This is a genomic window from Dongia deserti, from assembly GCF_003574735.1.
Taxonomy (GTDB): Bacteria; Pseudomonadota; Alphaproteobacteria; order Dongiales; family Dongiaceae; genus Dongia_A; species Dongia_A deserti.
Map to the genome: position 1 here is coordinate 547,530 of NZ_QORW01000001.1, position 12,419 is coordinate 559,948.

Annotated in this window: 10 protein-coding genes; 2 read left to right on the forward strand and 8 right to left on the reverse strand. The window is 64.2% G+C overall.

Features of this window, described 5'->3' with window-relative positions:
* Positions 1 to 146 precede the first annotated feature (146 nt).
* Both DTX69_RS02715 and DTX69_RS02720 read left to right on the forward strand, forming a co-directional pair.
* The gene (locus DTX69_RS02715; RefSeq protein WP_119299925.1) at positions 147 to 1,334 is read left to right on the forward strand and encodes a DUF2336 domain-containing protein; all 1,188 of its coding nucleotides are present in this window, start codon (positions 147 to 149) and stop codon (positions 1,332 to 1,334) included.
* Between the two features lie 167 nt (positions 1,335 to 1,501).
* Positions 1,502 to 3,517, forward strand: coding sequence for a transglycosylase domain-containing protein (locus DTX69_RS02720; RefSeq protein ID WP_119299926.1), 2,016 nt, complete (start codon positions 1,502 to 1,504; stop codon positions 3,515 to 3,517).
* An 83-nt stretch (positions 3,518 to 3,600) separates the two neighbouring features.
* On the opposite strand, the gene DTX69_RS02725 is transcribed toward DTX69_RS02720, so the two are convergent.
* The 8 genes from DTX69_RS02725 to DTX69_RS02760 all read right to left on the reverse strand — a co-directional run bounded on the left by DTX69_RS02725 (position 3,601) and on the right by DTX69_RS02760 (position 12,407).
* Positions 3,601 to 4,944: a M16 family metallopeptidase gene (locus tag DTX69_RS02725; RefSeq protein WP_119299927.1), complete on the reverse strand. Its 1,344-nt coding sequence runs from the start codon at positions 4,942 to 4,944 to the stop codon at positions 3,601 to 3,603.
* Entirely contained in the window at positions 4,941 to 6,320 is a 1,380-nt protein-coding gene (locus DTX69_RS02730) for a M16 family metallopeptidase (RefSeq protein ID WP_162916561.1), read from the reverse strand. Before DTX69_RS02730 ends, DTX69_RS02725 begins: the two co-directional genes overlap by 4 nt.
* 4 nt (positions 6,321 to 6,324) lie before the next feature.
* Positions 6,325 to 6,924, reverse strand: coding sequence for a DUF3035 domain-containing protein (locus DTX69_RS02735; protein WP_119299929.1), 600 nt, complete (start codon positions 6,922 to 6,924; stop codon positions 6,325 to 6,327).
* Between the two features lie 102 nt (positions 6,925 to 7,026).
* A complete protein-coding gene (lspA, locus tag DTX69_RS02740) occupies positions 7,027 to 7,515 on the reverse strand; it encodes a signal peptidase II (RefSeq protein WP_119299930.1) in 489 nt (162 codons plus the stop codon).
* Entirely contained in the window at positions 7,512 to 10,361 is a 2,850-nt protein-coding gene (gene ileS / locus DTX69_RS02745; RefSeq protein ID WP_119299931.1) for an isoleucine--tRNA ligase, read from the reverse strand. Before ileS ends, lspA begins: the two co-directional genes overlap by 4 nt.
* 8 nt (positions 10,362 to 10,369) lie before the next feature.
* Positions 10,370 to 11,374 carry a bifunctional riboflavin kinase/FAD synthetase gene (locus DTX69_RS02750; RefSeq protein ID WP_119299932.1) on the reverse strand — a complete coding sequence of 335 codons (1,005 nt, stop codon included), beginning with the start codon at positions 11,372 to 11,374 and terminating at the stop codon, positions 10,370 to 10,372.
* Positions 11,375 to 11,408: 34 nt separating this feature from the next.
* Positions 11,409 to 11,864 carry a MaoC family dehydratase gene (locus tag DTX69_RS02755; protein WP_119299933.1) on the reverse strand — a complete coding sequence of 152 codons (456 nt, stop codon included), beginning with the start codon at positions 11,862 to 11,864 and terminating at the stop codon, positions 11,409 to 11,411.
* Between the two features lie 129 nt (positions 11,865 to 11,993).
* Complete coding sequence (locus DTX69_RS02760) at positions 11,994 to 12,407, reverse strand: hypothetical protein (protein WP_119299934.1); 414 nt, start codon at positions 12,405 to 12,407, stop codon at positions 11,994 to 11,996.
* Positions 12,408 to 12,419 lie beyond the last annotated feature (12 nt).

Sequence of the window (12,419 nt, forward strand, 5' to 3'; positions counted from 1 at the left end):
CAATTTGTGCCAATTTTGAGCTGAAGTTGGCCCAATTCGATGGTTAAGAATTCGTTTACTTCCTTCTGCTAGGGTAAACCTATCTTATTATTGTAATTGCAAGTTTTGACGCCTATCGTATTCAAGAGAGCATCGAAACGAAAAGGATGGACAATACCTTGGCGCGGTTGTCGCAGCGCGATGTAGAGCTCTTGGCGGCGGACCCGAATCCGACCAATCGCCAGGACGCGATGCTGCGCGTCGCGGAACTTTATAGTGCGGAGCCGCTCAGCCAGGCCGAGCGGCAGATTGCATTGTCCATCGTGCAGACGGTTCTGCCCGAAGCCGAGCTCGAGATTCGCCGTCGTCTCTCGGAGACACTGAAATCAACGCCGCACCTCGATCGTGATCTTGCGCGCCAATTGGCGGAGGACGTGCTCGATGTCGCGACCCCCATCCTGGTTCATTCGGTCGTTCTGACCGACGAGGATCTGGTGCAGGTGATCCAGCGCTGCTCGATCGATCATGCCCGCGTCGTCGCGATGCGCCCGACACTCAATGTCGCGGTGACCGATGCCTTGATTCGCACCGATGACGAGATCGTCGTGGTGCGAGTTGCGGCCAACAACAACGCGCGCATCTCTGCCGGCGGCTTCCATCACATTCTGGACCGGTTCGGCGATCACGCGCGCATCGCGGAGGCGGTGAGCAATCGCCCGGCCTTGCCGCTGGCGATCGTCGAGCGGATGGCGACGTTGGTCACCGGCCGCACGCTGGAACGCCTGATCGGCCGCTATGCGGTGCCCGCGCACCGCGTCGCGATGATCCTGCATCATTCGCGCGAGCATTTCCTGCTGCAGAGCATCGCGGGCGAGCCGGCGGAAGAATTACGCGCCTTTGCGCAACGTCTCGAGGACAACCGCCTGCTCGGTCCGACCTTGGTCATGCGCGCCATCGCGATCGGTCAGTTCGGGTTCCTGCTTCAGGCTCTCTCGATCAAGGCCAATGTGCCGATCAGCAACGTGCGCAAGCTGATGGCCGATGAAGGCGGCCGCGGCCAGGCCGAGCTGTTCGAGCATTGCGGCCTCGATCCCGTGTATCGTCCGCTGTTCGTTGATCTCGCCTATGCCGCCCGCAACTTCCCGGCGACCCGTGACGGCAAGGCCCCGCCGGGTTGGCTGGAGCTGGCGACCCCGATCCTGCGCAAGCGGCTGCAGAACTCCGACGCCGACTGGTCGCTGGAACAGATCGTCACCGAGGCCCTTATCGAGATCGAAGAGGAGCGTGCCGCGGGCTCACCTGGGGGCCCTAGTTCGCTCCGCGGGAGTATGTGGGCCGACAAAACCGGCCGTTAACACTCATTACGCGTCACCAAGCTGACGTGAGCCGCCGTCGGGCCGGAAACTCAGGCGGCTCCTGCCCAATCCCAAGCCAATCCTGCCATAAATCGGCCATCTGCCGGGTCTATCGCGTCACCGTCTGGTCGCTATGGGCGATCCTTTCGATCTGCTAAAAACGGGCTATGGTCAAACCCGAGTCGCACAAACCCGAGCCGCGCCGCTCCTGGCGGCGCGCGGCCCTATGGTTCCTTGCCAAGTGGAGCATGGTCGGTGCGATCTGGACCGGCTTTTTCGCGCTGCTGTTCCTGGCCTGGTGCGCTTATGACCTGCCGGGGCCGGAGCGGCTCAATGATCTGAAGCGCCAGCGCAGCGTCTCCCTGCTGGCAGCGGACGGGTCGCTGATCGCGAGCTATGGCGATCTCTATGGCGATTCCGTGCGCTTGACCAATCTGCCGCCCTATCTGCCGGCTGCCGTCCTCGCGACCGAGGATCGGCGCTTCTACAGCCATTGGGGCGTCGATCTGCGCGGGGTTGCGCGCGCGCTCTACATCAATGTCCGCGAGGGCGAGATGGTGCAGGGCGGCAGCACCATTACCCAGCAGGTGGCAAAGAATCTGTTTCTGACACCGGAACGCAGCCTGCATCGCAAGGGCCAAGAGATGCTGCTCGCCCTCTGGCTGGAGCGCACGTTCACCAAGGACGAGATCCTGGAGCTCTATCTCAACCGGGTCTATTTCGGTGCCGGTACCTACGGCGTCGATGCCGCCGCCAAGAAATATTTCGGCCGCTCCGCCCGCGATGTCACGATCTATCAGGCGGCGATGCTGGCGGGCCTCTTGAAGGCGCCGTCCCGCTTCAATCCGTTCAACGACAAGGCGCTCGCCAAATCGCGCGCCGAGCTCGTGATTCGCAACATGGTGGCCGCCGGCCAGTTGACCGAAGCGGAGGCGAACGCGATATCCAAGTCCGCTGCCCCCTCCATGGTCGCCCAGGGCAAGGGCCAGATCGGCCAGCATTTCGCGGATTGGGTCATCGACCAGGTCTCGTCCTACGTGGGCTATGCCGATCAGGATCTGGTGGTGCAGACGACTCTCGATCCGGCGCTCCAGCATCAGGCGGAACAGACCTTGGTGCGCGTGCTGACCGAGCACGGTGCCGCCGTGGAAGCGAGCCAGGGCGCCTTGGTATCCATGCGCCCCGACGGTGCCGTGGTGGCGATGGTCGGCGGCACGGACTACCGCAGCAGCCAGTTCAACCGGGCCACGCAGGCGCTGCGCCAGCCTGGCTCGGCTTTCAAGACATTCGTGTACCTGGCGGCGTTCGAGAACGGCTATGTGCCCGGCAACCTGTTCGTCGACGGCCCGATCCGCATCGGCAAATGGTCACCTGGCAACTACGAAGACAAATACTACGGCCAAGTGACGTTGCGCGAGGCCTTCGCGCGCTCGCTGAACTCGGTTGCCGTCCAATTGTCCGAGCGTGTCGGCCGCGGCAAGGTCATCGATATCGCCCATCGCCTCGGCATTACCGAGCCGATGGACAATACCGCGGCCATTGCACTCGGCGTCAGCGAGACCACCCTGCTGGAGATGACCGGCGCCTACGCGACCTTCGCCAATGTCGGCAACGGCGTGTGGCCGTTCGGCATCGATCGCATCGCAGCGCGTGATGGCACCGTGCTTTACGAGCGGCAGGGCTCCGGCCCGGGGCCGGTGGCAAGTCCCGCATCCGTGCGCAAGATGCTGGACGTAATGGCGGCCACGGTGGAGAGCGGAACAGCGCGCAAGGCGAAGCTGGATCGGCCGGTCTATGGCAAGACCGGCACCAGCCAGAACTTCCGTGACGCTTGGTTCGTCGGCCTGACGCACGATCTGGTAACTGGCGTATGGATCGGCAACGACGACAACGCGCCGATGGACAAGGTGACCGGTGGCACGCTGCCGGTCACGATCTGGCACGATTTCATGGCCCCTGCCCTCGCCAACACGCCGATTGCCGACGTCCGACGGCCGGGCGGTGACGTCATTGCGGCCACCGATCTCAACGCGCAGGGTGGATCCGACAGGTCGTGGCTGACCGAGCTGCTGACCGGGGCGGGCGGAACCACCAGTAAAGCCACTCCCGCGAAGGCAGAGAAGAGTCAGGTCGACAACGTGCGCGAAAAAGTCGGCTTGCCAGCCCGCGGCAACAACAAGTGACGAGGGCGTCCTGCCTTCGTCATGGTCTTGCTTGGCAAGACCATGATGGTGGATGGGTGTGCCCAGCAGTATAGCGACTACGGCTAATTCTGTGCCGGGGTCTTCACCACCTCCGCGCCGGGCAGTTGGATCTGGTCCGCCGGGCCGACTACCACGAAGGTCAGCTGCGACGCATCGAACAGGCGCTTGGCAGCACGCCGCGCATCTTCGATCGTCACGGCGGCGATCTCCTTTTGACGGCGCGTCACATAATCGATGCCGAGATTCTCGATCTGCAGCTCTCGCAAGACCCGCGCGGTACTCATCGTGCTGGTGAAGTTGCGAGGATAATAGCCGAGCAGATAGGTCTTGGCGTCGTCCAGCTCCTGCTGCGTCGGGCCTTCGCTCGCCATGCGCTGCCATTCGGTCCGCACGATATCGATGGCCTCTGCCACCCGGCCCGGATCGGTCTGGAACTGTCCGGCGACGAGCCCGCCTGCATCGAAGGTCCAGAGGCCCGTGCCGATGCCATAAACCAGCCCGCGCTTTTCACGCACCTCTTCCATCAGCCGCGCCGAGAAGCCACCGCCGCCGAGGACATAGTTCACCAGATACGCCGAGAAGAAGTCGGGATCGGAGCGCGGGATACCGGGTTGCGCAAACTGCACGACCGCCTGCGGCACCTGAAAATCCACGACCCGCGTGCGGCCGTTCTTGCTGGGCGCGATCGGCGGCATATCGGGCAGCGCTGCATCCTGCGGCAGCGACCCGAACGCCTCGTGCACGAAGCGTCTCGCCTCTTCCGCGGACACGTCGCCGACGATTGAGATATGGAGGCGCGAACGCACGAAGCGCTGACGGGCAAACTGCCTGAGGTCGTCGGCCGTAATGGAATTCATGCTGGCTGCGGTGCCGTTGGCCGGCCTGGAATACGGATGGCTACCCAGCACCATCTCTTCCATGTGGCGCCCGGCAACGCTGTCCGGGTCGCTTTCATCCTGCGCGATCTCGATCAGCAACGCGTTGCGGATGCGCTCCACCGGCTCGGCATCGAACCGTGGCGCGGTGAGCGCGAGGCCAAGCAGCTGCGCCGCCTCATCCCGGTCCTCCCGCAGGAACCGGACGCGGCCGGTGAAATCGTCGAGGCCGGCATCGAACGAAAAGTCGATACCACGGTCGGTCAGCCGCTTCTGGAAGGTTTCGGAATCGATATCGCCGGCCCCTTCGTCCAGCAGGCCAGATGCCAGCTTCGCCAGCCCTTCTTTGCCATCGGGATCGAAGCCCGATCCGCCTTTGAAGCCGAACGCCACGGAAACAATGGGATTGACGTGGTTCTCCACCAGCCAGATCTCGATCCCGCTGTCGCTCTTGACCGACTGAATGTCGAGCGCAAACGCCCAGCGCGGCAGGACCAGCACGCAAGCGAGGATGAGGAGGCGCATGATCATGGCTGTGCTGCCTCCTGCGCAGGTTTGGGCAGCAAGGTGCCGGTCACGGAGTTGGCGGGTTTGAATATCTGCGTGGCAGCGGCCAGTACGTCCGCTGCAGTGACCGCACCGATACGCTCCGGCCAGGCCTGTACGTCGGCGAGCGTGCGGCCCTTACCCAAGGCGTCGGCCACCATGAAGACCGGGCCGCTGACGCTGTCCCGCGCCTTGACCGCGGAGATCTGCAGGCGGCGCTTGGCATCCGCGACCTCTTGATCCGTCACGCCGTCCTTCAACACGGCGGCGATCTGCCGATCGATCTCCTGCTCCACGGCGGCGAGATCGCCGCCCTGGCGCGGCGTGGCGTAGAAGTTGAAGCGGCCGATGTCATAGGGTCCACCATCATAGCCGCTGTCGACTGCGAGGGCCGATTGCTGCTCGATCACCATGCGGCGATACAGTCGGCCCGCGCTCCCGCCGGTCAGGATCTCCGATAGAACGGTGAGCGCATAACCCTCGTTGCCCTTGGCGTTTCGATAGTTGGGCGCCAGATACGAACGAACGAGATAGGGCTGGCGCACACGCTCATCGCTGAGGGAGACGCGGCGCGGCGCGGCCGGTGGCGGCTCGTGGAGCCGCTCGCGCGTGACGTCCGCGCCCTTCGGGAGCGGCCCGAAGTATTTCTCCGCGAGCTTGCGCACGTCCTCAACCGTCACGTCTCCGCCGACCACCAGCACCGCGTTGCTGGGTGAGTAGAATCGCTTGTAGAAGGCAAGCGCGTCTTCGGTCGTGTAGCGCTCCATCTCGTGCCGCCAGCCGATGACCGGCAGCCGGTAGGGATGATTAAGATAGAGCGTGGCATCCACAGCTTCGCCCAGGCGCCCGCCGGGCTGGTTATCGATGCGCTCGCCGCGTTCCTGCAGGATCACGTCCCGCTCCGGCAGCACGATCGCGTCGGTGAGGCGCAGATTGACCATCCGGTCCGCCTCCATCTTCATGACGAGTTCGAGATGTTCCTTCGCGATCTCCTGGTGATACACCGTGACGTCCTGGGACGTATAAGCATTATCCGAGCCGCCACGCTTGTCGATCTCCCTGCTGAACTGGCCCGGCGCCAGAGTATCGGTTCCCTTGAACATCAGATGTTCCAGGAAATGGGCGATGCCATTCTTCCCCGGCAGTCCGTCCGCCGCGCCGGCCTTGTAGGCCACGGCCTGCACGACGACTGGAGACAGGTGGTTCGGCACCACCACCACATCCAGCCCGTTGGGCAGGGTGAATTCGTGGGCCTCGAAAATGTCCGCATGGCTCGGGCGCGGCACCGCCAAGGCCAGCGCCACGCCAAGCAAAAGGCCGGCAACCTTCGTTGCCGGCCCCCTGGTGATCGAAAATCTCATGATCCTAGAAGATGCCTTCCAACATGCCTTTCTTCTTGCGCACGATCGTCGGCGTTTCGCCTTCGGTGACCGGATTGCCGAGCGCCGCATTCTCTTGCAGGCGCTTTTGCTCGGCGGCGGCATCGACCACCTCGCCATAGGGCTCCGGATCGCGCCAGAAGGTCAGCGTGTCGGCCAACGTCCGCGAATCGGCTTCGTCCTCAGCGGTTTCCGCATCGACGATCCGCCGGATGTTGGGATCCACACCGGACGCGCCGGCGCTTTGCAGGAGTGCCGATTCGCCGGAGGATTGCGCCGTCTCCGCCTCGCCTTCACCGATCGGCGGAATGGCGTCGGCCGGCACCGCGCCATTGGTGGTGGAGTACTGGAACACGGCCGCAGCGGCCTGATCGCGTGGCGTACCCTCCTGCGGCCGCGGCGCGCCGGGTGTCGGCGGGCGCAGATTGTAGTCGGGCGGCATGGAAAGCGGCGCGCGCGAGACGACCTTGAACTCATCAGGCGACTGCTTGGTGAGACCAAGCGTCTGCTTCACGCTGCTGCAGCCCCCTGTCGCCAGCAACAGGCCAACGGCCAGGGCCGCGAGGAGAATCGGTGTGCGACGCATGGGATGAACCCCTCTTGATCCAAGGCCTGCTTTTTACCGCGAACCGGGCGTTCAAACAACCCGCCCCAAACGGCATAGCAAGGATTTGAAAGGTAACGCTTTTTAGGCGCGTTTCTTGCCGCCGAACATACCGTCATAGATGAGCAGGGCGACTCCTATGGTGATGGCGGTATCGGCGAGGTTGAAGGCCGGCCAAGCCCACACTTCCCAATGGAACAGGAGGAAATCCATGACCGCGCCTTCGCGCACCCGGTCGATGACGTTGCCGATCGCCCCGCCGACCACCAGCGCAAGTCCGACGGCCGGCACCCGGTCCGCCGTCTGCGACAGCCAGATGAGAAGGCCAACGGCGATGATAGTGGCGAGCAACGCGAATATCCACGGCCCGATCGCATGGTCGGTCGCAAAGATCGAGAAACTGATCCCCGTATTGTAGCGCTTCACCAGGCTGAAGATCGGCAGCACTGCGATTTCAGCCTGATCTTCCATCAGAATGCGGAATACCCATAGCTTGGTGACTTGGTCGAGCAGGACCACGACCGCACTCAAGCCGCACATCCGGTAGAAGAGCCGCGGCGCGGTCAGTCTCATGCGCCCCCCACCGCGCCCTCGACGACTTCTGCGCAGCGGCTGCAGAGCGTCGGGTGATGGGCATGGCTGCCAACCTCGGGGAGCACTTGCCAGCAGCGATCGCACTTCCCGCCTTCGGCCGTGTTGACCAGGACGGCAACGCCCGGCACGTCGGCAAGCGTGAAGGCACCGTTCGCCACCGGTCCGTCGCTGATGGTGATGCCGGAGGTGATGGATATCTCGCTCAGATCCACGCCATCGAGCATGGCGCGCCGCTCGGGCGTCAGGTGAACGACCGGGTGCGCCTGCAGGCTGGCGCCGATCTTCTTGTCGGCACGCGCCAGCTCCAGCGCACCAGTCACGACGCGCCGAATCTCGCGCACCTTGTCCCACTTGGCGGCCAGCACATCGTCGCGCCAACCGGCCGGCGTCTCAGGATACGTGCGCAGATGCACGCTGGCTTCCCCATCACCCCATGGCCGTGCACGCCAGGCCTCTTCCGCCGTGAAGACCAGCACGGGTGCAAGCCACGCCGTCAGGCGCGCGAGGATTTCGTTGAGCACGGTCCGGACCGCGCGGCGGCGCGCGCTGCCCGGCGCGTCGCAATAGAGCGAGTCCTTGCGGATGTCGAAGTAGAAGGCGCTGAGATCGACCGCACAGAAATTATGCAGCTCCATATAGAGCGCGTGCAGGTCGAAGCTCTCCGCCGTCGCGCGCACGTTTTCGTCGATCTGGCTCAGGCGGTGCAGCACCCAGCGCTCCAACTCCGGCATCTGTTTGGCTTCGATGCGCTCCTCTTCGGTCCAGCCCTCGAGCGCGCCCAGCAAATACCGGAAGGTGTTGCGCAGACGCCGATAGTGATCGGCGATCAGCTTCAGCGCCTGCTCGCCGATCCGCTGGTCCTCGGCATAGTCGCAGCCGATCACCACCCACAGGCGCAGGATGTCCGCGCCGTACTGCTTCATCACGTCCTGCGGTGCGACGGTGTTGCCGAGGGACTTCGACATCTTGCGGCCCTGCTCGTCGAGGGTGAAGCCGTGGGTCACCACCGTTTTGTAGGGTGCCTTGCCGCGCGTGCCGCTGGATTCCAGCAGCGAGGAATGGAACCAGCCGCGATGCTGGTCAGAGCCCTCGAGATAGACGTCGGCCGGCCAGGACAGGTCCTGGTTCTTGCGCGGCTCCAGGCAGAAGGCGTGGGTCGAACCGGAATCAAACCAGACATCGACGATGTCCTTAATCTGCTCGAACTCGTCCGGATTGTGGTCGTTGCCGAGGAAGCGCGATGGCGGCGACTCGAACCAGGCATCGGCGCCTTCGCGACGGAAGGCATCGACGATGCGCTCCATCACCTTCGAGTCGCGCAGGAGCTCGCCCGTTTTCTTGTTCACGAACACCGCGATCGGCACGCCCCAGGCGCGCTGGCGCGAGATGCACCAGTCCGGCCGCTGCGCGATCATGGAATGCAGCCGGGTCTTGCCCTGCTGCGGCACAAAGCGCGTCTCCTCGATCGCCTTCAGCGCCACGTCCCGCAGATTGTTGGTGGTCATCGAGATGAACCATTGCGGCGTGTTGCGGAAGATGAGCGGCGCCTTGGACCGCCAGGAATGCGGATAGGAGTGCACCAGCTTGCCGCTCTTCAGCAGCTTGCCTGCCGCATCCAACGCCGCGATCACCGCCGGGTTGGCGTCGCCCGCCTTGCCGCGCGGATTGAGCACCGCCTTGCCAGCAAACAACGGCACGTGATCGAAGTAGCGCCCGTCAGGTCCCACCGTATGCGGCATCTCCACGCCATTGGCGAGACCGAGTTCATAGTCGTCCGTGCCATGACCAGGCGCGATGTGCACGAAGCCGGTGCCGGCTTCGGTCGTGACGAAATCGCCCGGCCAGACCCTGACGTCGAAATCGTAGCCCTGCCCGTGGAGCGGATGATGCGTAACGGTGCCGACCAGATCCGCGCCCTTGCCGCGCCACGCCACCTTCGAGCTGGTGATGCCGACCTCGTTCTGGAAGTCGCTCATCAAGGCTTCGGCAATGACCAGCTTGTCGCCGGCTTTTGCGCGCGATCCGTCCGAGACGGACCGTACCTCGAGCGCCACATAATCGATCGTGGTGCCGGTCGCGAGCGCGCGATTGCCGGGAATGGTCCACGGCGTCGTGGTCCAGATCACGATCGCAGCGCCAGCCAGCGCGGCAGCCGGCGAGGACACAATCGGGAACTTGACCCAGATCGTGTCCGAGGTGTGGTCGTGATACTCGATTTCCGCTTCGGCCAGCGCGGTCCTCTCCACCACCGACCACATAACCGGCTTGGAGCCGCGATAGAGCCCGCCATTCATCAGAAACTTGCCGATTTCGGCGACGATCACCGCCTCGGCCTCGTAGGCCATCGTGAGGTACGGATTATCCCAATCGCCTTCGACGCCGAGCCGCTTGAACTCTTCGCGCTGCACGTCGATCCACTTTTCGGCAAAGTCGCGGCACTGCTTGCGGAATTCGTTGATCGGCACCGCGTCCTTGTCCTTGCCGGCCTTGCGATACTCTTCCTCGATCTTCCACTCGATCGGCAGGCCGTGGCAGTCCCAGCCCGGGACATAGTTCGCGTCCTTGCCCGTCATCTGCTGCTGGCGGTTGATGACGTCCTTCAGGATCTTGTTGAGGGCGTGGCCGATATGGATGTTGCCGTTCGCGTAGGGCGGGCCGTCATGCAGGATGAATTTCGGCCGCCCCTTCGACTGGCGCCGCAATTCGTGAAACAGCTTCATGTCCGCCCAAGTCTTGAGAATCGCCGGCTCCCGCTTCGGCAGGTCGCCGCGCATCGGGAAGTCGGTCTTGGGCAGGAAAACGGTATTCTTGTAGTCCACGAACAAAGCCTCTTCTAAAGCACGAAACTGCCGCGCCCGAGCGGACCCGGCTTCGGCCCCTGATAGTGAGCCAGGAACTGGCGCGCCTGCTCGCAATCCGCTGCGATCTGCGCCTTCAGCTCATCAAGGCCGGGGAATTTCAACTCGGGCCGCAGGAACTCCAGCAGCGCCACACGCAGGTGCCGACCATACAGGTCGCCCGAATAGTCGAACAAGTAGACTTCGAACTGGATCTCTTCGCCGCCCACCGTCGGCCGGTAGCCGAGGCTGGCGACCCCATCGATCCAGGTCGGATGATCGGTTTCATCCACTGCCACGCGCACCGCATAGATGCCGAGCTTGGGCAGCAGATAGTCGCCCAGCATGATGTTGGCGGTGGGGAAGCCGAGCCGGCGCCCCAGCTTCTGCCCATGCTCCACGCGGCCTGCGATCTCCCACGCCCGGCCGAGGATCGCGGCGGCCGCTTGCGGCCGGCCGGCCTGCAGATGCTCCCGCGCCAGGGTCGAGGAATGGACCGCGCCCTTGCCATCGACTGCGGCGGAGACGGCATCCACGCCGAATTTCAGCTGCTGCCCCAAGGCCTTCAGCGTCGCGACATTGCCGCTGCGCCCCTTGCCGAAGCAGAAATCCTCGCCCACCACGATATGCGCGGCATTGAGCCCGTCATGCAGGACCTGCTGGGCGAATTCCTGCGCGCTCATGCTCGCCAGGTGCAGGTCGAACGCGAGGCAGCACACGAAATCGAGGCCCATGCTGTGGTCCTGCCCCAAGGCCTGCAGCACGCGCATCTTGATGCGGAAGGGAGTCAGGCGGAACGGCGGCAGGTCGGGCTTGAAGAACGCGCGCGGATGGGGCTCGAAGGTGAGGATGCCCACCGCGCTGTCATAGGCCTGCGCTAGCTCGAAGGCGCGCGCGATCACCGCCTGATGGCCCAGATGCACGCCGTCGAAATTGCCGAGCGCGATCGCGGCACCGCGACATTCGGGCGTGAGCTCGTTGGGATGGCGAAACAGCCGCATCACTCGGAAACTATAGCAGGGGCGGAATGCTGCCTCACGCCGTCGGGCGCTTGGGCACCAGGATCTGCGCCTCGCCCTCCACCACCAGGACCTCGCCGACATGGGCGACCGTGGCGAAGGTGCAGCGGCCCTTGTCCCGATCCACGGCGGTGGCGGTCACGCGTGCGACCACCGTGTCGCCGACCCTGACCGGTGCCTTGAACTTGAGCGACTGGCTCAAGTAGATGCTGCCCGGGCCCGGCAGCTTGGTGCCCAGCACCGCTGAGATGAAGCCCGCCGTCAGCATGCCATGGGCGATCCGGCCCTTGAACATGGTCGGCTTGGCGAATTCCTCGTCCAGATGCACGGGGTTGGTGTCGCCGGTCACGCCCGCGAACAGCACGATATCGGCATCGGTGACGGTCTTGGTGAAGATCGCCGACATCCCCACGGTGAGTTCGTCGGCGTATTTCCCCCTCAGCTCGTCGAGCCGCCCGGGCAGCTTTTCCATCTCCGGCAGTCCTGTTGCAGTGCAAAAAACGGCGGGCACTATAGGGCCCAGGCGCCAGCCGGGGCAAGGCAGGCGGAAGGCGAAGGGGCCGGGCTAGGGAACGTCCCGAATGGGGCGGCGGGGCCGAGGTCAGCGCAGCGGCGTCAGGGTCTCGCTGCCGGCCGCTGGGCCTTGGGCATAGACCCAGGTGCCGGCCAGGCGCCCGTCCGCCGCCCGCCGATAGACCACCAGGTATTCGCCGGTGAAAACCGAGTTGTGGTCGCCCTTGAGTTCGTCGCCGATGAAGATGGACAGGGTGTCGCCTTCCGCCAGTCCCTTGCCCACATAGGTGTGCCGGGTGTCTTCGTTGAAGCAGGACACGGCATAGACCCTGCCTTCCAAGGCCAATTTGCAGGTCCCGTGATAAGCGCTGTCATTCGGGCCGAAGCCCTTCCCTTCCATCCGATAGGTGCCGGAGAAATCCAACGCTTCCTCGGCCGCGGCCGGTGCGGACGATAGGCCGAGAGCGAACAGGCAGGTGCAGAGCAGAGAAGTGCGAAGCATGGCGGTCTCCAA